The following is a 20,545-nucleotide window of genomic DNA, read 5'->3' on the forward strand; positions in this document are numbered from 1 at the left end:
CGAAAGGTCATCGATGTGCAAAAAGAATCAGGCTAAACCACCAGGTATGGAGAAAGTACAGGCAGATGTATGGTTTGTGCGGGTTGCACGCAGCAGGACGATTGCTGGTTATTGGTTGGTATTGGTCGCAACTGATAGGCTGTTCACAGGTGACGCTATTAAAAAAACAAGGCCCCATTGTTCGTGCAATGGGGCCTTGTACTGACGTATAGAATGGCGACTGGTGCTACTCGGTCACGACTGCGGTTACAAGTTCAACAAACTGATCGACAGCCAGCCCGGCGACAGCGCCGATAACGATAATAGCGGGATTGTCGATCTGCGTCTCGCCAACCCGCGCCACGATCGTATCGACGCGGCCCGTCACGACCCGCTGTTCGGGTAGTGTTCCGTTCTGAATAATCGCAACAGGCGTCTCGCCCTTTCCGGATTCGGCAAATAAACGAGCAATCTCCGGCAACTTGTGCATGCCCATCAGCACGACAACCGTTGCCGACGACTGCGCGGCCAGTGTCAAGTCGGCCGAAAGCTGACCAGCTTTGGTCGTACCCGTAACAACCCAGAAGCTTTCCGACAGGCCACGGGTGGTCAACGGAACACCGGCTGACGCGGGTACCGCGTAGCTACTCGACAGCCCCGGCACTACCGCCGTGTCGAGCCCATGCTGCCGGGCGTATTCCAGTTCTTCGTACCCACGGCCAAAGACAAACGAGTCGCCCCCTTTCAGGCGTACCACATGGCCATACTGCTGTGCGTAGTGGACAATCAGCGGGTTGATGTCTTCCTGCATGCAGGAATAAGCCCCGCGCCGTTTTCCGACGTACACTTTGAGCGCATCCGGCCGGCAATGATTCAGTAGATCGGGATGAACAAGGGCGTCGTACATGACTACGTCGGCCTGCGCCAGTGCCCGTACACCTTTTAGCGTAATCAGGTCCGGATCGCCCGGTCCCGCGCCAACGAGAGTAAGTTTCATGAATTGACTGATAGAGTGATAGAATGACTGAATGATTAGGTGATGAATTGCCCACGCAGGCTTACTCAATCAGTCGATCATTCAGTCATTCAACCGTATTAGCTGTCCTTGGCCTGCACGAGTTCGTGGAGTTCGGGAAGGCCTTCCTGCTCGATCTGCGCATTGCGATAGGCGTGTACGGCGTGTAGAAATGCGTCGGCATCGGCCAGGAACTGTCGGGCAAAGGTCTCGGTTGGTTCCTGCTTGTTGATGCTGAAAACCTGCGCTTTGAACGTGCCCTCGGTTGCGTGGAAGCCCGACTCACCGGCAAACGCCTTATCAAAATCGTTGATGATACCGTACTGCGTGTTAGTGGGCTGGTCGCGGCTCATCAGGGCTGCTTTGGCACCGGTCACGAAAACGTTGTAGGCGTGGTACAGCGCATCGGCCCATCGGCCATCGGCCACCGCTTCCCGCGACCAGTTGGCTTTCTCCGTGGCTTCGTCCAGCGTCGTAGCGACCAGATCGATCAGTACGCTGGCGCACTCACCAACGCCCACTTCCGTTACGTACGGTTCCGTATGGTCCCAGTCGATATAGTCGGTGTTGACCAGTGTTTTCAGGTCAGCCAGCGGCTTGAGCAACTGATAGAAATAGTTCTTACCCTGCCGAGCGTAATAGTCGCTGTAGTATTCGCCGTCGAACGCATGGGCTTCGAAATCACGCAGCAGCAGCCGTAGCGAATCGGGGCCACGCTTGGTCGGGATCTTGATAACTTTGTCGGCAATCAATCCTTCGCCTTTTCCGTTGAAACCACCACCCAGCAGGACCTGTAGGGCCGGTAACACGTAAGCCCCATTTTTCAGCGATGAGCCATGATAACCGATGTTGGCCACGGAATGCTGTCCGCACCCATTCATACAGCCCGAAATCTTGATCTTGATGTCGTCGTTGTAAACCAGATCCGGAAACTCTTCGCGCATCATCGTTTCCAGCGCCCGGGTGATGCCGTAGCTGCTCGAAATCGCCAGGTTACAGGTGTCGGTACCGGGGCAGGTCGTAATGTCGGCGGTGGTATCGAAGCCCGGTTCGGCCAGGCCGAGTGCGTCGAGCGCATCGAAGACGGCGGGCAGATTTTCGGGCCGGACATACCGAAGCAGGTACCCCTGATTGACCGTTACGCGGATATCGTCGGCAGCGTAGTTCTTGACAACCTGTGCCAGCGCCCGCGCCGTGTCCGAATGCATATCACCAAGCAGCACGCGCAACTGAACCGCGTACCAGCCCGCCTGTTTCTGCTCAAATACGTTGGTGTTCAGCCAGGTTGCATACTTAGGGTTTTCGGTAGTCGGTATACGGTTTTCGGTAGTCTGCGCGGCCTGTTCAGGTTCTGTAAACGGTGAACTGGAAACCGAAAACTCCTTAACCTTCAAGGCTGGCGTTTCGTCGGCCACGCGCCGGAGTAGTTCTTCCAGACCGATGTCGTTGAGGAGATACTTCATCCGGGCCTTGTGGCGTTTCTGCCGTTCGCCGTAGCGATCGAACACGCGGATAACTCCTTCGATAAACGGAATCACGCGCTCTTCTTCCAGAAACTCGGAAGCTGTCTGCGCCGGGAAGGGCTGTGCGCCAAGGCCACCGCCCAGCATTACCTTAAAGCCGCGTTTGCCATCCTGAATGCGCGGCACCAGACCGACGTCGTGCATGTAGCCGTAGGCCGAATCAGCTTCGCTGGACGAGACGGCAATTTTAAACTTACGGCCCATGTCCTGACAGATGGGGTTCCGCAGGAAGTAGTCGAAAATGGCGTAGGCATGGGGCGTAATGTCGAACGGTTCCTGGGGATCGATGCCCGCCCGGGCCGAACCGGTCACGTTGCGGACAGTATTACCACACGCTTCTTTCAGCGTGATCCCCGCGTCTTCCAACTCGGCCCAGAGCTGGGGCGAATCAGCCAGTTTGACGAAGTGAAGCTGAATATCCTGCCGGGTCGTTGCGTGCAGATTACCCGTAGCGTATTTATCCGATAGATCGGCAATGCGGATCAACTGATCGGCCGTGATGCGCCCGTGGGGAAGCTTGATGCGGATCATCTGCACCCCCGGCTGACGCTGTCCATAGACGCCCCGGGTGAGCCGAAATTTGCGGAAGGCTTCGTCGGCAATGTCGCCAGCCCGAAACGCATTGATTCGGCGGTCGAGATCGAGAATATCACGCCGGGCGGCAGGACTTACGCGGTCGCTGATGTCAAGGGTCATAATGCTAATTGTCTATAGACTTAATCAACTAATATATTAAAACGAAACGCCGGGGATGGGCCGGCGTACGAGTGAGTGTAGTGCTAGTACAATAGTAACACATGTGCGCCTTTTCCGGGTTCCGACCGACTATAACGATTGGTTATGGCCGATAAAGGGAAGTTATTTAGTGGGGGATAGACAAAATGAGTTGGATAACGAAAGCCTAACTGCCTACTTTCGTCTTCTGGTAAGCAGATCAGCCGTATTGACACGAAGCGTAATCCCGACTATACGATGCCCCAATCTTCCCTTTTTGTTGATGACGACTCGCTGACCTGGGAGTCGACGGCCGACGGCGTAAAGCGCAAGACAATGGTCTACGAGCCCGACATGATGGTCGTCAAAGTAGCGTTCGAGGATGGTGGCATTGGCGCCGTACACCGCCACGTTCATGTACAAATGTCGTACGTCGCGAGTGGTGTATTCAGGATAACCATTGGCGACGAAACACGCGAACTCCGGCAGGGCGACGCGTTTTACATACCGTCAAACGTCTGGCATGGAGCCGAATGCCTCGAAGCCGGCATGCTGATCGATAGCTTTACCCCTATGCGGGACGATTTTTTGTGAGGAATTCGGTTTACAGTTTTCGGTTTACGGTGGCCACGCGGTGGTCGCCACCGTGGCGCGGTGATTGCCTGAATCGAGAAATATCCGTGAACTGTAAACCGAAGACCGAATACCGTAAACTGAATACCGAATTTTATGGATCTGATTATCAAGAAAAACCCGACTGATCTGGCGAAAGCCGCTGCCGACCTGATTACGAAGCGGATCACCGACGTCCTGAAAACGCAGGACCGGTTTACGATTGCGTTGTCGGGCGGAAGCACACCGAAGGCACTGCATGAGCTGCTGGCGAAAGCGCCTTATGTCGAACAGATACCCTGGGCGCAGTTGCACGTATTTTGGGGCGATGAGCGCTATGTGCCCATCGACGACGAGCAAAGCAATGCCGGCATGGCTTACGACACCTTATTGGGGCACGTGTACACACCCGAAGAGCAGATTCACGTCTGGAAAACGGAGCTGGAGCCGGCCGAAGCCGCTGCTGACTACGACCGTGTGCTACACGAGTACTTCGGCGACACCGGCCCGACGTTCGACCTGGTGCTGCTGGGCATGGGTGACGATGGACACACCTTGTCGTTATTTCCCGGTACGGAGGTCGTTCATGAGCAAACGGCCTGGACGGCAGCTTATTTCCTGACAAAACAGGATATGTACCGACTGACGCTGACAGCACCCATCGTGAACCGGGCGAAGTGCGTACTCTTTCTGGTAGCAGGGCCGAAAAAGGCCGCACCGCTGAAGGAAGTACTCGAAGGCGATTATAACCCGGACGTGTATCCATCGCAGCAGATCAAGCCGACCGACGGCGAACTGATCTGGCTCGTCGACGAGAAAGCCGCTGCTGATCTTGAGTAACTAATATTTAAAAATAGATAATTTTAAGTAACCTGTCTGCTCCGCCGGTGTCATAATAGCTGGCAGAGCAGACTTTTCTTTTGTACTATTTTATTGTCATATAGAAAGATTATTCGGACCGACATTACCACACGATCATTATTTTTGAAGATTCTAAAATACACACATGTTCATAACGAATATATTGATACGACAGTTAATCGTTTTTTTGCTTTTAGTAACTACATGCGCTTCAATTACAGTTACCGCTCAATCCATTTCTGCCGATCGATACCGCATTGATGCAACGAATAAACTGATCCTTTGCAATAAATTGCCTGCCACCACGGGTACAAAGCCTCTATCGGTTACACTTGATCAGGTATATACCTTTCCCGATAGCATCACTGCCCTGAAACGGGGTGTCTTTTATTCCGTTGATCGTAATGGCGTTAGCTACTCGCTGATGTTCACGTCGCTACCCATGATAAACGTTCAGACGCGGGGAAGAGACATCGTGAGCAGCCCGGCTATCATGACGAAGCTGACAATCGCTGACACGACAGGTAAGACCCGACTAAAATGGTCAGCGGTATCGATTCGGGGGGCATATACCAGCACATTACCCAAAAAATCGTATAAAGTCGTCTTCTACACGGACTCAACGGGGAAAAGCACAAAAGACACTGCCCTGTTTGGTATGCGGGAAGATAGCGAATGGCTGTTGCTGGCCATGTATACTGAACCACTGCGCGTCAACAATGTAACGTCGTATGCACTTTGGCTGAAGATGCACAAACTCTACTATGCCAGTCAGGAGGCCGATGCCGTACCGGGCATTCGTACACGCTACGTCGACGTCTTTTTGAATGGCGTTTATACGGGTCTGTATCTGCTGACTGAACCGATAGACCGGAAACAGCTGAAGCTGAAAAAGACGAGCAGCAATGGTATGGTGCGCGGTGAACTGTATAAATCAGTGGATTGGACGGACGCAACCCTCTTCACGGGTGTGCCGTCGCTCAGTGATGCCAACCGCGACACCTGGGCTGGCTACGAACTCAAGTATCCCAACGATACAACGTTCTGGACGAATCTGTATGGGCTGACCAACTTTGTCGTCAACAGTACCGATGAGCAGTTTAAAAGCGGCCTGAATGCGCGCTGGCAGACCGATAACCTGATCGATTACTTTCTGTTTCTTAACTTGGTCAGGGCCGCTGATAACCGGGGGAAAAACCTGTACATCGCCCGTTATAAAGAGGACGAACCGTATATCTATGTTCCCTGGGACCTCGATGGTACGCTGGGCAACATGTGGGCTGGTTACCGGGACGACGTGACAACATATATCCTGAGCAATGGCTTGTATGAGAAGTTATTGCGGGTCAATCCCGGTTCGTTTAAAGAGCGCGCAAAAACGCGGTGGTTCGCTTTGCGGAAGAATATCTTCGACGCAGCAGCGCTCAAAGGCAGTTTAACTACAAATGTGCAGCGGCTGGTAAACGATGGAGCCTACAGCCGGGAGGGCCGGCTGTGGCCGACGCCAGATATAGCCGATGAAACTACATACGCCACAAACTGGATCGATCGACGATTAGCGTATCTGGATGGCTATTTTACTGAATTTCCTGATGTATGTTCAAACCAGGTGGCTCCGACGATCATGGCTACTTCGTCGACCGTCACGCAGGGACAGTCAGTTACGCTGACAGCCATCGGCTGTGCCTACACAACTACCTGGAATACCGGAGCGACAGGCAATACGCTTGTAACAGCTCCTGCACAGACTACTTCCTATACGGCCGTTTGTGTGCAAACGACGGCCACAAATTGTAAAAGCCCTGCGTCGACTCCTTTATTGGTTACAGTAGTGCCTGGCGATAGCACAACCGCTATGGCCGATCTATCGGTTATGCAATACAGCGATGCATCCGTTATGGCTATTGGGCAACGCGCTCGGCTTACGATCGGGCTGACTAATGACGGGCCGGCCACAGCCCGAAATGTCCGGTTGCAAAATAGGTTGCCGGCTGGTATTGGCTTCCTGTCGGTGGTAGAAGGCAGCGTAACGGTTAGTAACTCTGTCGTTGATATGGCCGTTGATAGTGTTAAAGCGGGGCAGACAATCTTGTTCACCTATGACGTGCAGCCGACTGTTGCCGCCACCTACAGAAACGCAGTGCAGGTACTAAGTAGCGGTACCCTTGATCCCGACAGTGAGCCTGGGAGCGGAACCGGTGATGGCGAAGATGACATGGCGTTGACGAGCATTCGAACAGCCGGAGAAAGTGCGTCGGTCAATGAATCGCCAAACCCATACCAGCATGCGTTGCCTGCGGTACAATCGAACCAGCCCAAACCAGACTCGGCTTCGGCAGATTTAAGCCTAAGACTGGCTGCTGATCGACTATACTGCCCCGTAAACGGACAGATAACGCTTACGATAGAGGTACACAACCGTGGTGGACTAGGGGCTACCGGCGTCGTTACTGAACTGACGTTACCCGACGGTCTTTCGTTTGTTAGCGGAGATGGCTTCGTTGCTGCTGGCAATAAATTAACCAACGCAGCTGTGTCGTTAGCCGCAGGAGAGAAACGTCAGCTCTCCTGCGTTGTGCAAGCCGCTGATGTAGGCCATAAGACAATAGCCGCCCAGATTCTTCAGGCAGATCAGCACGATCCCGATTCGACTCCGGGAAATGGTACTGCCAACGGTGAAGATGATGAAGATCAACTAAGCATTCGCGTTATGACTGGCGCAAATGCTTTGAACTAACTACCCTGGACTCGTCCATTTTTTGCTTGAGGTCGAATGTGATGGTCGGGAAGAACAGCGTAATCTGGTTGGCAGAAAACGCTTTTTTGATTGCTTTCATGCCTTCGCTGGACGCGGCCATAGGGCTTGTTTTGATCGGGTCGATCCAGAACCAGACGACAAACTGAATCGAATTGTCGCCAAAGGCTTTATAGTATAGATCGACGGGGCGTTCGGGCAGGACAAACGGCAATTGTCGAACAGCCTGCTGCGCCACTTGCTGTGTGCGGTCCAGGTCGTCGAGGTACGATACGTTGGCAGCCAGCTCGATTCGGCGCTGCCCGATCCGCGAGTAGTTGGTGATCGGTTTCTGGAAAACGTCTTTACTGGGAATCTCGACCGTTTGCCCCTGCCCGTTGTCGATCACGACCGACCGTAGTTTGATGTCGATAACCTTACCGGTATAGCCGTTCGTTTCAACGGTGTCGCCAACCTGAATCGGGCGGGCCAGCGCGATCATGGCCCCTGAAATGAAATTGGCCGTCAGGTCCTGAAAGGCGAACCCGACGGCGAGGGCCAGAATACCAGCCCCCGTCAGCAGGGAGGCCACCGTTTTGTCGAGTCCCAGTACGCCGAGTGCGATAAACAGGCCGACGGCCATTAGCAGGACCCGGGCCAGGGCACCCGCCAGGTTGATGAGGGAAACGTTGTGGCTGACCCGGTTCAAACCCCGTACACCCCAGCGGCTTACCCAGCGGGAGAGAAACGAAAAAACGATAAGAATGAGAATCGCCAGGCCGAGGTTGGGGATGAGTTTGATACCCGCCCGGCTCCAGTGCACTAGTTCTGCGTAAATCAGATCCGCAGCTTGTGAAAAATCCATAAGTAGTGAGGATGTACTGTCGAAGTAACCGACAGGCACTGGCTAGTGTTTTCCCCGAAAAGCAAGCCTGACTGGTCAGATTCGTACCAGAGTCGGGCAGGATTTGGTAGGCCGGGCGGCAACTTCGTCGTAATTTTGCGCGTTGACAAACTAAGTACCAACGTAGCTGTTATGACCACCACGTCGCCCGTTTACCTCGATAATGCTGCCACTACCAAACTCGATCCGGCCGTGCTGGAGGCCATGTTGCCCCTGATGACGGAGCAGTTTGGCAACCCTTCGTCGATTCACAGCCACGGGCGACAGGTCAGGACGGCGATCGAGAAAGCGCGCAAGACGGTGGCGTCGCTGCTCAACACCTCACCCGCTGAAATTTTCTTTACGTCAGGGGGGACCGAAGCCGACAACACGGCCATTCGGAGCAGTATCGACACCTTCGGACTGACCCACGCCATCACCTCGCCCCTCGAACACCATGCCGTCCTGCACACGCTGCAACATCTGGCGCAGGCAGGTACCATCCGGCTTAGTATGGTCGATATCGATGAGCAGGGGCACATCGACCTGAATCACCTGGAGAAACTCCTGCGCGAACACCGGATTGCGGGTGGTCCCTCGGCCCGGTCGCTGGTGTCGCTCATGCACGGTAACAACGAGATTGCCAACCTGCTGCCCATCGAACGGGTAGGGGAGTTGTGCCGCGCCTATGATGCTATCTTTCATTCGGATACGGTGCAGACGATGGGCCACTTCCGACACGATCTGCAAACCCTGCCGGTCGATTTTATCGTGGGGGCCGGTCACAAATTCCACGGTCCGAAAGGAGTTGGTTTTCTGTACGTCAACGCCGACACGAAAATTCACCCGTTCATCTACGGTGGCGCGCAGGAGCGTAACATGCGGGGGGGAACGGAGAACGTCTACGGCATCGTCGGCCTTGCTAAAGCCCTTGAGATTGCTTACGCTGAAATGGACCAGCATAAGCAGCACATCACCAGTCTGAAACGGCGCATGATCGAACGACTGCGCGAGGGACTGCCCGGCGTGTCGTTCAACGGCGACTCGGCCAATATCGACAGTAGCCTGTACACGGTATTGAACGTCAGCCTGCCGGCGTCGGAGTTGAACGACATGCTGCTGTTCAACCTCGATATCGCCCGAATTTCAGCCTCGGGTGGCTCGGCCTGTTCGAGCGGGTCCAATGTCGGGTCGCACGTGCTGGCTGCGCTGCCGGGCATCGATGCGAGTCGGGGCTACGTACGGTTCTCGTTCGGTAAATACAACACCACCGCCGAAATAGACTACGCTGTCGATACCCTGGTTGGCCTTTACCAGAAAGAACTGACGCTGTAACGGCCATCAGCCGCATCGCGTGTTGACTTCATTGGCAAATTGGCTTATATTGAACTGACAAGAACCGGGAAACAATGATCGCGACAAAATCGGGCGTGCAGGTGAAGAAGCCGCGTTTGACCGTACCCGAATACCTCATCTACGAAATATTGGACGGTAAGCCGATTCATTACAAAGGCTATCGGGAGGTATTGGCAGGCACAAAAACGTATGCAGAGATAATGGGATCGAGCACTTTGCAGTCATTTGTAATAGCATATATACAACGCTTGCTATTTACCCAATTGAGCGACGATACGTTCACTATTTTGTCGAGCGAAACAGGTATTCATCTTGATAAGCGCAGTAATCTAGCTGGCGATATTCTTATTTTCGACAACGCCACGTTGCCGATCGATGCTATCGATGAATTTTACGCGCAGGTACCGCCACGTGTTGTCATCGAAGTCGACATTACCGCCGATCCTACTGACATTGATACGGATAGCTATATTTTCCAGAAGACCCAGAAGTTGCTGAATTTTGGCGTCGAGAAAGTAATCTGGGTTACGACGCAGGCTAAGAAAGTCACTGTAGCCACACAAGACGCCGACTGGCAAATCAAGGACTGGCATAAAGACATTGACGTACTGAACGGCGTCCGTTTCAATATCGGGGCCTATCTCACGAAAAAAGGCTCTTCCTTCGCCTAAATGCTTGTCGGGTGGAATGCCAGCGTGCTGCTCTTATCTCACCAGACGGGACAGGCAGTAGCTGATACTTGCTCGATAGTCAGGCTCTCATGATTTAGTTTGCACTTTGGTCGTTGGTCGATACGAGAAGTATCCCAGTCAGGCAAAGCGAAAGTAATTTTCCTGCTCGTTCGACAAGTCAATCCCGATTTGACAGCAGGCTGATGGGATAATGAGCAAACTTACGATCGTCTGATAAAACCGTAAAGCCTGTGCTGGCTGCCTGAGCAATGATAATGCGGTCAAAAGGGTCGCGATGTTCTTCTACCAACTGAATTTCGTAAAATCGCTGGGCGTGGTCAGTCGTGATAGCTAGGACCTGCACTTGCAAATCGCTCAATGCTTGATCGATAAATGTTGATAATGGAGCCGTGGCCTTGATTTCCTTGGGCTTTGTTTCAAATAGCTGAGCGATCTCAATCAACGAAATCGCACTGATATACTTGGGGCTGCTACCCATGATTATCCGAGTTATTTTTCGGCTAATTTTCTCGGGTTTGCTGTAGGCGTTAAGGAAGATATGCGCATCCAGTAGATAACCCTTCATTCCTTCAAATCGTCATCAAACAGCGTATCCGACATAAAGAGTACAGCCTTACCGGTACCCATCTTGACTTTGGGTTTTCCGTCAGGTCGAGTGGTGGTCTGCTTTTTAGTAGCGACAGGCTTGTTATCCTGTACGGTATGGTTTGTACGGGTTTGCATGTGGATACGTTTACTGGGCAAAAATGTAACGAAAAAGCCAATAACTTAGTGCGTCTGTACGGGAATCTCTCCGTTGGCAGGCAGCAGCTGTCATCGTTATCGTTGGGCCACTTGGCTAAACAGACGTGTAAAGATTGATACTACTCAGCTTTTGGGGGATTCTACGTGTTACTTACCTTAACTGACTATGCTGCCTGTTGCCTTACTTCTGTCGGTAATTTTTGGTGCCATTGGCTTTATCGTAACGAAAGACAATGCGTCGTATCTGTTATCGGGGTATAACACGATGACTGAGCAGGAGCGGCAGGCCGTCGACATTACGGCGTACCTGCGGTTTTTCAGGCGGTTTCATTTCGTTCTGGCGGTATCATTATTGGCTGGTGCCTGTCTGTTACACTTGCTCAATGCCAACTGGGCCAGTCAGTTTGTGACGCTGTTTCCGCTGGTAGCTTACAGCTATTTCTCCGTTAAAACGGCTTCGTTTTACAGGGCAGTAGCAAAGTCAGCGTGGTCTACAAACTTGTTTGTAGGGGTGCTGGTCGTCGCGTCCATCAGCGTATTGAAGCTCAGCACGACCGCCTACGAAAGTAACCGACTGGTGCTGCATCAGCATCAACTGGAGATCACGGGCGATTACGGATTTAGCCTGAACCGACAGGCTGTTTACCGACAGCGGGTGGTGAATGAATTGCCTCCGATCGCGTATCGGGCCAACGGTTTTTCCGGCGGTGACTACGCCAAAGGACGTTTCAAGGTAAAAGGCGGTAAGTCCGTCTTTCTCTTCGTCAACAAAACGAAGCGCCCGTACCTGCTGCTTGAGACGGCCAAAGGCGATGTGTACTACAACCACGATACGCTGAATATGCAAACGGTGAGCGATGAGGTCGGGCGATGGCTGGTCGCGAAGCAATAAGATACGATAAGTGGAGCAACAACTGTAGCTGTAGTCGACTGAAACAGTGTATCAACAAACTGGGCCGGACACAATGTCCGGCCCAGTTTGTTAGTGAGAAAACCAACTGTCGGGTATGTCCTGCGGGGCGGAGCCGTTCAGACTGTATTTGAGTTTGAGCGTGAAGCCGCCACCCCCTTCGATAAAGTCGGCGGAGAACGGATGAGCGCCTTTGCTGAGGGCTACCTGCCCGCTTTTTTCGATGGGGAAATGGTTACCGTCATTGTCAACGACGAGCCGGTCGGCGATGTGCAGCACACCCCCGTCGTCGCAGGTGTAGAAGAAGCTGTAGACGCCGGTTTCTGGCACAGTCAGGTAACCCCGGTATTGCAGGCCGAAGCTGGGGGCGTTGACCGAGGACGGTACCAGAAGGTTAGTCGTCGTGAACGTGCTGTCGGCGGTCAGCGGCTGCATCTCGGCAACTTTGCGGAACGCTTTCTTGAAATAACGGACCTGTAACCCCGCTTTCGGAGCACTTACCGTAACCGGATTGGCATAAGCCTGTTGCTGGTAGCGCAGCGTATACACGTCGCCCCGCACCCCCGATGGCGTAAAGGCGGCTACGCTGACCGTCTGCGGTTTGTCGATCACCAGACCGTCGGGTAGGGTGGGCGACGTGGCCTGCGGTTGGTTGCCGTCGGTTGTGTAGCGGAGAATGTAGCTGTCGAGTGGTTTGCGAATACGGAGCGTGGCCTTGTCAACAAACACGTTTTCTTCGGCGAAGCCCGACAGGTCGGGCAGGCGGTAGTGAATGCCCAGTTGCTCCATCCGCAGAAGGTGGGGCAACAGCCGTTGCTGAAACGACGGATAGTCTTTCTTGCCTGTCCAGACGACTTCGGACAGCGCCGTCATGCGGGGCATGGTCATGTAGTCGACGCGGTTTTCCGTGGGAATGTATTCGGTCCAGGTGTTGGCCTGTGCGCCCAGAAACTGGTTGGCCCGTTGCGGGGTAACGCCCTCCGGTACGACCGCCAGCTTGTACACATTTTCGACCGACTGACTACCCGGCGGGCTGTCGAAGTAGAGCGTGCTGACGGGCGTCATGACGACGTCGTTCCCGTTGCGGGCCGCTTTCTGTGGCGCATCCTTGACCCAGCTGCGCCAGTACATGACGGCCGTCGACGGCTTCAGCCCCCCTTCGAGCGCATCGTCCCAGACCATGAGTTTCTTGCCTTTCGACTGCACAAAGCGCTCCATGCGGTGCACGAAGTAGCTTTGCAACTCCTCGACGTTTTTAATGCCTTCGCGCTTCATTAGCTCCTGACAGGCCGGTGTCTGCGACCAGGTCGACTTCTCGACTTCGTCGGCACCGATGTGCACGTACGGACTGGGAAACAGCGCAATTACTTCACTCAGCACCGTTTCCATAAACGTGTACGTCGGTTCGTTGCAGGGGCAGATGGGTACCGAAAACGTTTTGCCCCAACCCGATTGGCCGGTGCAGCTCAGCATCGGATAGGCGTTGATGGCCGCACTCAGGTGACCCGGCATATCGATTTCGGGGATGATCTCCACGTGTCGGGCGGCAGCGTACGCAATCAGGTCACGCATCTGGGCCTGCGTGTAGAAGCCACCGTACTGCGTTTTACCGTTCTGCTGCCGTAGGAATTGCTTGGGTAGATCGAAATCGGGGTTGGTCTGGGCGCGCTTCAGCACCACCGAATCCTGGTTGTTGTAGGTACGCCAGGCCCCTTCGCTCGTCAGCTTGGGGTACGCTTTGATCTCCAGTCGCCAGCCCTGATCGTCGGTGAGGTGGAGGTGGAATTTGTTGAATTTGTACAGCGCCAGCCGGTCGATGAACTCGCGTAGGTAGTCGATGGAAAAGAAATGGCGCGACACGTCGAGGTGCATGCCCCGCCAGTTGTAGGCAGGCTGATCCTGAATCGTAACAGCGGGTAGTGGTAGCGATGCAACGGTTGTGCCCGGCTTCTCCACGCTGACGGGCAGCAGTTGCCGGATCGTCTGTACGGCGCGGAACATCCCCACCGGCTGCGCGGCTTTCAGCGTCACCTGCTGCGGGGTAATGGTCAATGCGTACCCTTCGGCCGCCGTGACAGACGGGTCGTGCTGTAGTACGATTCGGGGGCCGCTACCCATGGTAGGCAGCGTTTTGCCCAGTCCACTTTCGAGTAGGGTTCGTAGTTGGCCCGCTTCGTTGCTGAAGCGTTTATCGGCGGAGACGACGGGGGTTTTCGCGGTGACGGTAAACTGACCTGTTGCCGGACGAAGCGCGGTCGGGTACGGAATGAGTGGGTAACGGGGCGACGTATCCTGCGCGTTGAGGCTAAGGGCTGTGAGCAGAATCGCGACTACAGTGATGATGGGTTTTTGCATGCTAACTCGTTTTGATGCGTTAGGTGGGAGGGAAGAGCCGTTACTCGGCGGTAACGGAGACGGCCTTGTCGGTTTTTCGGACCAGCCGGATCGTTGCCGGGAACGCCAGCCCGGGATCGTTCCGGCTGATGATTGTTTGCCGTACTGTACGGAGTGTGCGGTTGACTTTTCCGGTAAAAATCGGTTTCCCGGCGTACAGGACCGTTACGGGTTTGTCGAGGTTCATCATTCGGTCGTTCAGCCGGATTAGCAGCGTGTCGTAGTCGTTTTTCTCGATGCGGACCGTATTGCCGCTGTAAGCCGCGATGACTTCCCGGTTGGTCTTCGCCTGATCGGCCGGAACAGCCAGCCAGTAAAAGTCAGAGTGCGTCACGTCGTCCTGCTTCCAGACAACCTTGGTTGGGATGGGGTTGCGCCGGAACTGCATCATCCACGGCACGGCAACCGTATCTTCCCGCTGCATCCAGTGACTGCGTCCTTCGTGAAGCTGTACCAGGTGTTTGTAGCCGCCGGGGTCGGCAGCTTGCAGACTGTCGAGCAGTCGGCCCCAGCGTTCGGCAATTTTGTTGCGGTCGTACGCCTTGTCGAGCGCGCCCATATGCAGCGCGAAGCCGATGTTACGCAGGTTGACGGGCGTTACTTCGTTGGGGTGACCCGCCATCATGGATGCGGCCGCCCAGCGATCGGCCATGCGGGGAGCCAGCTGATACACGCCATCGCCCCCGGCCGAATAGCCCATGACGTACACCTTGTCGGGATTGACACCTTCCGCCAGCACAGCTGCCCGGATCAGTTCGTCGAACAGGCTGTCGATGTGCGCTTCGTGCCAGAGATTCCAGGTGTTGGTCGGGGCGCGGGGCGCTACGTAGACGCCTTCGGCCGGTTTGTACAGCCCGATCTGGTTTTTCCACTGTTGATCGTTGACATTGGCTGGTGCGTTCCCGCCCCCGTGCATCGAAATAAACAGACTGCGACCGTCGGCCGGTTTTGCGCCGAAGATGCGGTACTCGAATTTCAGGACCTGGTCGCCCTGCGTAATCGCTTTGTCGGTCCAGCATTGGCGAAGCCGGTCGGCCTGCTGCCGCTGTTGATCGGCTAACAGCAGCGTCGTTGCTTCCTCCGCGTCGCGTTTCGACAGCGGTTTCTGAACGACTGCCTTCGGCAGCGCCGGGCGTTTGTCGGCGGGCTGGGCCAGCCAGTTTTTCAGCGTGGCGACCGACTGTGCCTGCCCGGTCGCAACGGTAACCGCGACTGTTAGCAGGGCGTATAATGTCTGTTTCATGGCGGATCGGTCGGGCTTAATTGGCTGCGTTAGGCTGGTTGTTGACGGTGTAATTGGCGGGCGTCAGTTTCCAGCTGTTGTCGAAGAACCCGGCCATCCGCACACCCTGACTGCCCGTACGAACCATGTCCAGCCCGAAAATCATGAAATCCGGAAATCCACTGGCACCGGCAAAATACTGGTTGGCCGATGCCGCCCGCATGCCCTTGAGTCCCGTTCCGCCCACAACCGCGACGGAGGCCGTAGCTGATCCGTTGATAGGCCACACGAAGTAAGCCGCCAGATCGTCGCCCTGCCATTGCTGATCGCCCGCCCGGACCTGATTCCGTTCGAGCTGAATCGGGCAGTCGGCCAGCAGCGTTTTCCAGGCGGCATTGGTCGTCGCGTTGCCGAACAGTACTACCCCCCGGTTGGCGTATTTCGCCGGCGAATACTCCGTATCGGCGATGATGTCGACGGCCCCGTTGCCCCGGTAATACCAGGTTTCAGCATCGAAACGCGCCTTCTGCCAGGTCCAGTCGTTTTCATCTTTCGTGCCACGCGTACCGTAGACGAACACCATCCGGTTGGTAAACGCATCCTTGAACGTACCGTTCCGGTGGGGGCCTTTCTGGGTAAGCGCAGGACGTTGAACAGGACGCCAGCGGTTGCCATCGCGTCGGACATACAGCGTGTCGTGGGCACTACCGGTCGTGTGCGTCAGCGCGGGCTGACCGTCCAGCGTAATCGACACCGGCGCGTTCGGGCCAAATTCGTCCAGCGCCAGCTTCAGCAGGGCCACGTTCGTCGTCGTGCCGGTAATGGCTTTTCCGTCCCGCTTGAGTTGCATACGGCTGTAGACCAGCGGCCGCTCCTGCTGTTCGATAGCCGCCCAGCGGAACGACGACGAGATGCCGGGGTTGGCCGTGGTGAAATCGATGGTATTCACCGCCGAGTCGGGCAGGATGGTATGCCATTTGAAAAAGTCGAACAAGGGCTTCCAGTCGACGCTGTGATCGCCGAACCAGTGACTGCCACCGGGGTACTCGTAGTAGCTCATGTCGGGCTGCGACTCGCCCAGCAGTTTGCGCATCTGACGGGCGTAGGTTACGGGCACGGTCCGGTCGGCGTCGCCGTGAAAAACGTAGACACCCAGCGGTTTATAGTTACTCGTCAGCTTCAGCACGTCGCTCTGATTGCCCGACCGGAGCAGCATCTGTTCCAGCGGGTTGCTGCTGCTATCGGGAATAACGCCGTCGGCCGAGCCATATTCTTTCAACGTCGGGTAACCGGCGCAGGGCGCGATAGCGGCCCACTTGTCGGGGTATGTCGCGCCGAGAAACCAGGTGCCGTGTCCACCCATCGAGTGGCCGGTCAGGTACACGTGCTGCGGATCGGGTTTGAACTGATTTTTGGCAAGGGCCAGTACTTCCAGCGCATCGAGTCGACCCCAGTCTTCCCAGTTGAAGCCACGCGGCCGCCGGTTGGTCGCGGCTACCAGATTGCCCCAGTCTTTGGCTTTGTAGGCCCGTGCCTGTCCGCTCGCTTCAACGCCCGCACCATGCACCGACAGAAACAGTGCCGACGGTCCGTTGCCGGGCGACGACTGGGGCGTGACGGCGTAATATTGCAGGCTACCGTCGATCTGACTGACGAAGGTGCGGCTGTACGATTTGTCCGGGGCCACGCTCTCCACCGATACGCTGCCCTGATCCAGTGTTTTGCCGTTTTGGGTAAGTGTCAATTCACAGGCTTGCGGCCCTATGTTGCTGACGCCACTGCCATCGAACGTAAAAGTGACCTTCCGACTCGACAGCGCAGGGATAGCCGGCAACGGAGTGGTTTGCTGCCTGCCCGCCAGCCGACTGCTCAGTTGCAGGCCGGTCAGCGGTTTGGTCGATGTGTTGAGCACAACTACCGCACCCTGTAGCGCCGTGTTGGCTTCCCCCGTTCGAATGCTTGGCAGGGTTGGGTCGTCGGTGCGGAGCAGGGCCGGCTGGTTCGGAAAAGACAGGTTCGCCGATACCGAAACGCCCCGCACGTAGAGTTCGTTGAGCCCTTTCTTCAGCCGGACGGGGATGTGCAGGTAGCCCATGCTGTAGGCGTCGCCCATGTGCAGTTCGCCGTTGACGTACACGTTGCTGTTGCCCCGAATGTTCAGCAGCGCAACCTGCTCGCGCGGAGAGTCGTAGGTCAGGTAGGTATAGCCACCCCCGCCACCGATGCCGCCCCGCAGGCTACCGGCCACGACGCCCGGTCCGGCGGGTGCTCCGCCGTTGCCCCGGACGTTACCACGCAGTCGGAGTCGTTTCAGGCTGTCGGCGGTCACGGGAACCCACCGGATCTCGCGTCCCTGCTCATCGGTACCGAACACGGCTCCTTCGGCGGGTTTCTTCAACGCGTTGGTATACAGCTGATACGCCAGCGGGTCGGTGTAAATCGCTTCGCGTCCGTAGCGACTGCCGGTCAGGGCTACCAGCCCCTCCGTGAAGGTGTAGGCGGTGGGCGAGGTACTGGATGGACGAACCTGCGCCTGTGAATAAATGGTGCCGGAAAGGCCGAGAAGTAACGGAAGATAACGTTGTATCATACGGGTTGAGGAGGGTAATTCGAATGTATAGCCTGAGTGTGTAGCTTGGCGAGTAGGTGTAGCCTGGACGTCCACGTCCGGGTGGACGCGATAGCGGCCAGAAAGCTGCCGCCTTGAGTAATTGGCCTGACGGCCACCCGGACCTGGAGGTCCAGGCTACACTTACGCGCCAGGCTACACTTACTTCGTCAGCACACCCAATTCGGCGATAGATACCGTGGGTGAACTGTCTTCGGTCGTTTCCAGCGCGTCGAATTTCAGGTAACGGGCGGTTTGGGGCGCAGCGAACCGGACGGTTTGCAGCACGGGGCTGTTGTTGATGTTGCTGAACGCGCCCTGACTGACCGGTGCCGACCAGGTGTTGCCATCTTGGCTCACCGACACAGCGTAGCGGTAGACAATGCCTTCCTTTTTGCCATCCTGCCGGGGTAGATACGTAAAGCCGCGCAGAGGTAGCGATTCGCCCAGATCGACAACAACCGAGGTCGGGCCTTCGCCGGCTTTAGGTTGCCGCCAGAACGTGTTCGGATTCCCGTCGATCATAGCGTCCGCCTTTTTGTCGGATGAAACAACGCTCCACTTGGCTGAACTGATGTCGAAATCGGCCGTGACGGGGCTGCTCGCCTGCTTCATGTTGTTGATGAAGGCGCGGGCTTTCACCGTTCCGCCGGGTGCCAGCGCGAACGGCTTGCTGAAACGCGGGCTCTTCGCGGTTGGCTCCGAACCGTCGGTCGTGTAGGTGATAACCGGATCGGTGGTGCGGGGGCTAACGATATTGACCAGACCGTCTTTGCTGCGGCTGATAACCGGCGTTACGATCAGTTCGGGGGCGTTGTACACCTCGATGTTGCGGATGATCGGGCTGGCCAGCGACTCGTCGATGCTGACGCGCAGCTTGCTGGTCGTGACGGTTGGGAAACGCAGGATGCGCCGGTTGCCGATGGTCGTGCCGCTGGCAACGGGCTGGTAGGCCCCGTTCTGGAAAGCCGCTACCGAGAATTTCTTCACCCGTTGCCCCAGTTCGATGTATTCTTCGATCAGCAGGCGATTGAGCGTGGTCGGTTTGCCCAGGTCGATGTCGATAGTCGCCTGTTTGGTGCCCTCGGCAGCCGCCCAGTACGTGTCGCGCTTGCCGTCGAGCAGGTTGCTGGCGGCAAAGGTTGGTTTAGCCGCGAATGAACTGTTCGCCGACACCGTCTTGCCGCCCGCCAGATTGACCGTGGCTTTGTCGGTATACGCTTTCAGGTCCATCAGTCGTTTGGCGTCGTTTTCGTGCACCAGCCCCTGCCGGTCGACGGGTAGGTTGAGGAGCCAGTTGCCGTTACGGCCGATCGAACTGTAATAGATGTCGACCAGGTGTTCCAGCGATTTTACCTTGTCGTCTTCGCTGGCGTGGTAATACCAGCCCGGCCGGATCGAACAGTTGACTTCGGTGGGTACCCAGTCTTTGGCCCCCTGTTCGCCTTCGGTCAGTTCCCAGTACTTCGGATAACCCGGATACACCTTGTCGCGATCAATGGTACACCAGTTGGTTTCGCCCGCGTAGCCATCCTCGTTACCCACCCAACGAATGTCGGGGCCACCGTCACTGAAAATCACCGCGTTGGGTTGATACTGCCGTACCGTCGCGACGAAGCCCGGCCAGTCGTAGACCTGCTTCTTGCCGTTGGGACCTTCGCCGTTCGCGCCATCGAACCACACTTCGAATACGTCGCCATACTGGGTCAGTACTTCCTTGAGCGTGTTCTTGAAAATTTCGTTGTATTCGGGCGTGCCGTAGGCTGGGTGGTTGCGGTCCCAGGGCGACAGGTAGACGCCGAACTTCAGGCCATATTCCTTGCAGGCGGCCGACAGGTCTTTCAGCACGTCGCCTTTTCCATTCCGCCATTTGCTGTTTTTAACGGAGTGCTCGGTGTATTTCGATGGCCACAGGCAGAACCCGTCGTGGTGCTTGGCCGTGATGATGATACCTTCCATGCCCGCCTGTTTTGCCGTCCGGGCCCACTGCCGGCAGTCGAGTTGTGTAGGGTTGAAATCGTCCGGTTTTTCCGTACCATGGCCCCATTCCTCGTTCGTGAATGTGTTCATGTTGAAATGGACGAAGGCATAGTACTTCATCTTGTGCCACGCCAGCTGACGGGGGGATGGGGTGGCACCGTACGGGGCCGGGGTTTGCGCGGAAGCCAGCCACGACAGACCGAGCAGCAGGAAGCTAAACAGAAAACGCATGAATAGGCAGGGTGAGTAGAAATCGTAAAAGCTGGATAGGCCAACGTTTATATCGTATGTCGGTGAAAATCCATTGCCGAAAGATAC

At 55.8% G+C, this 20,545-nt stretch carries 15 protein-coding genes; 6 read left to right on the forward strand and 9 right to left on the reverse strand.

Annotated elements, in window-relative coordinates; all coding sequences use genetic code 11:
* Positions 1–226: 226 nt before the first annotated feature.
* Together cobA and CLV58_RS18835 are read right to left on the reverse strand one after the other, a co-directional pair.
* On the reverse strand, positions 227–976 hold the full coding sequence (cobA, locus tag CLV58_RS18830) for a uroporphyrinogen-III C-methyltransferase (protein ID WP_106139373.1): 750 nt from the start codon (positions 974–976) through the stop codon (positions 227–229).
* 98 nt (positions 977–1,074) lie between these two features.
* Positions 1,075–3,213, reverse strand: a complete 2,139-nt coding sequence (locus CLV58_RS18835; protein WP_106139374.1) for a nitrite/sulfite reductase — start codon at positions 3,211–3,213, stop codon at positions 1,075–1,077.
* 276 nt (positions 3,214–3,489) lie between these two features.
* Between CLV58_RS18835 and CLV58_RS18840 the strand changes: the two genes are divergently transcribed.
* From CLV58_RS18840 to CLV58_RS18850, 3 genes are all read left to right on the forward strand, one after another.
* Positions 3,490–3,825 carry a cupin domain-containing protein gene (locus CLV58_RS18840; RefSeq protein WP_106139375.1) on the forward strand — a complete coding sequence of 112 codons (336 nt, stop codon included), beginning with the start codon at positions 3,490–3,492 and terminating at the stop codon, positions 3,823–3,825.
* 135 nt (positions 3,826–3,960) lie between these two features.
* On the forward strand, positions 3,961–4,683 hold the full coding sequence (pgl, locus tag CLV58_RS18845; RefSeq protein WP_106139376.1) for a 6-phosphogluconolactonase: 723 nt from the start codon (positions 3,961–3,963) through the stop codon (positions 4,681–4,683).
* Between the two features lie 313 nt (positions 4,684–4,996).
* The gene (locus CLV58_RS18850; protein ID WP_170108739.1) at positions 4,997–7,441 is read left to right on the forward strand and encodes a CotH kinase family protein; all 2,445 of its coding nucleotides are present in this window, start codon (positions 4,997–4,999) and stop codon (positions 7,439–7,441) included.
* Here CLV58_RS18850 and CLV58_RS18855 read toward each other — a convergent pair.
* Positions 7,413–8,303, reverse strand: a complete 891-nt coding sequence (locus CLV58_RS18855; protein ID WP_106139378.1) for a mechanosensitive ion channel family protein — start codon at positions 8,301–8,303, stop codon at positions 7,413–7,415. The genes CLV58_RS18850 and CLV58_RS18855 overlap by 29 nt on opposite strands.
* A 171-nt stretch (positions 8,304–8,474) precedes the next feature.
* Between CLV58_RS18855 and CLV58_RS18860 the strand changes: the two genes are divergently transcribed.
* Together CLV58_RS18860 and CLV58_RS18865 are read left to right on the forward strand one after the other, a co-directional pair.
* On the forward strand, positions 8,475–9,656 hold the full coding sequence (locus CLV58_RS18860; protein WP_106139379.1) for a cysteine desulfurase family protein: 1,182 nt from the start codon (positions 8,475–8,477) through the stop codon (positions 9,654–9,656).
* Between the two features lie 74 nt (positions 9,657–9,730).
* A complete protein-coding gene (locus CLV58_RS18865) occupies positions 9,731–10,348 on the forward strand; it encodes a PDDEXK family nuclease (RefSeq protein WP_106139380.1) in 618 nt (205 codons plus the stop codon).
* 178 nt (positions 10,349–10,526) lie between these two features.
* Here the strand turns inward: CLV58_RS18865 and CLV58_RS18870 are convergent, their stop codons facing one another.
* Positions 10,527–10,934 (reverse strand): type II toxin-antitoxin system VapC family toxin, encoded by a 408-nt coding sequence (locus CLV58_RS18870; RefSeq protein WP_106139381.1) that lies wholly within the window; start codon positions 10,932–10,934, stop codon positions 10,527–10,529.
* Complete coding sequence (locus CLV58_RS28435) at positions 10,931–11,092, reverse strand: hypothetical protein (protein ID WP_170108740.1); 162 nt, start codon at positions 11,090–11,092, stop codon at positions 10,931–10,933. The genes CLV58_RS18870 and CLV58_RS28435 overlap by 4 nt, the downstream gene beginning before the upstream one ends.
* 187 nt (positions 11,093–11,279) lie before the next feature.
* On the opposite strand from CLV58_RS28435, the gene CLV58_RS18875 reads away from it, so the two are divergent.
* Positions 11,280–12,005, forward strand: a complete 726-nt coding sequence (locus CLV58_RS18875; protein WP_106139382.1) for a DUF3784 domain-containing protein — start codon at positions 11,280–11,282, stop codon at positions 12,003–12,005.
* A gap of 90 nt (positions 12,006–12,095) precedes the next feature.
* Here the strand turns inward: CLV58_RS18875 and CLV58_RS18880 are convergent, their stop codons facing one another.
* The 4 genes from CLV58_RS18880 to CLV58_RS18895 all read right to left on the reverse strand — a co-directional run bounded on the left by CLV58_RS18880 (position 12,096) and on the right by CLV58_RS18895 (position 20,458).
* The gene (locus CLV58_RS18880; protein ID WP_106139383.1) at positions 12,096–14,378 is read right to left on the reverse strand and encodes a family 20 glycosylhydrolase; all 2,283 of its coding nucleotides are present in this window, start codon (positions 14,376–14,378) and stop codon (positions 12,096–12,098) included.
* A 40-nt stretch (positions 14,379–14,418) separates the two neighbouring features.
* A complete protein-coding gene (locus CLV58_RS18885) occupies positions 14,419–15,660 on the reverse strand; it encodes an alpha/beta hydrolase family protein (RefSeq protein ID WP_106139384.1) in 1,242 nt (413 codons plus the stop codon).
* Positions 15,661–15,676: 16 nt separating this feature from the next.
* Positions 15,677–18,229, reverse strand: a complete 2,553-nt coding sequence (locus tag CLV58_RS18890; RefSeq protein WP_106139385.1) for a carboxylesterase family protein — start codon at positions 18,227–18,229, stop codon at positions 15,677–15,679.
* A 180-nt stretch (positions 18,230–18,409) separates the two neighbouring features.
* Positions 18,410–20,458: an alpha-L-fucosidase gene (locus CLV58_RS18895; RefSeq protein ID WP_106139386.1), complete on the reverse strand. Its 2,049-nt coding sequence runs from the start codon at positions 20,456–20,458 to the stop codon at positions 18,410–18,412.
* Positions 20,459–20,545 lie beyond the last annotated feature (87 nt).

This window comes from Spirosoma oryzae (assembly GCF_003002825.1).
Classification (GTDB): Bacteria; Bacteroidota; Bacteroidia; order Cytophagales; family Spirosomataceae; genus Spirosoma; species Spirosoma oryzae.

Coding starts and splice junctions, on each gene's coding strand:
- cobA (WP_106139373.1), bottom strand. CDS start 976: ATGAAACTTACTCTCGTTGGCGCGGGACCGGGCGATCCGGACCTGATT.
- CLV58_RS18835 (WP_106139374.1), bottom strand. CDS start 3,213: ATGACCCTTGACATCAGCGACCGCGTAAGTCCTGCCGCCCGGCGTGAT.
- CLV58_RS18840 (WP_106139375.1), top strand. CDS start 3,490: ATGCCCCAATCTTCCCTTTTTGTTGATGACGACTCGCTGACCTGGGAG.
- pgl (WP_106139376.1), top strand. CDS start 3,961: ATGGATCTGATTATCAAGAAAAACCCGACTGATCTGGCGAAAGCCGCT.
- CLV58_RS18855 (WP_106139378.1), bottom strand. CDS start 8,303: ATGGATTTTTCACAAGCTGCGGATCTGATTTACGCAGAACTAGTGCAC.
- CLV58_RS18860 (WP_106139379.1), top strand. CDS start 8,475: ATGACCACCACGTCGCCCGTTTACCTCGATAATGCTGCCACTACCAAA.
- CLV58_RS18865 (WP_106139380.1), top strand. CDS start 9,731: ATGATCGCGACAAAATCGGGCGTGCAGGTGAAGAAGCCGCGTTTGACC.
- CLV58_RS18870 (WP_106139381.1), bottom strand. CDS start 10,934: ATGAAGGGTTATCTACTGGATGCGCATATCTTCCTTAACGCCTACAGC.
- CLV58_RS28435 (WP_170108740.1), bottom strand. CDS start 11,092: ATGCAAACCCGTACAAACCATACCGTACAGGATAACAAGCCTGTCGCT.
- CLV58_RS18875 (WP_106139382.1), top strand. CDS start 11,280: ATGCTGCCTGTTGCCTTACTTCTGTCGGTAATTTTTGGTGCCATTGGC.
- CLV58_RS18880 (WP_106139383.1), bottom strand. CDS start 14,378: ATGCAAAAACCCATCATCACTGTAGTCGCGATTCTGCTCACAGCCCTT.
- CLV58_RS18885 (WP_106139384.1), bottom strand. CDS start 15,660: ATGAAACAGACATTATACGCCCTGCTAACAGTCGCGGTTACCGTTGCG.
- CLV58_RS18890 (WP_106139385.1), bottom strand. CDS start 18,229: ATGATACAACGTTATCTTCCGTTACTTCTCGGCCTTTCCGGCACCATT.
- CLV58_RS18895 (WP_106139386.1), bottom strand. CDS start 20,458: ATGCGTTTTCTGTTTAGCTTCCTGCTGCTCGGTCTGTCGTGGCTGGCT.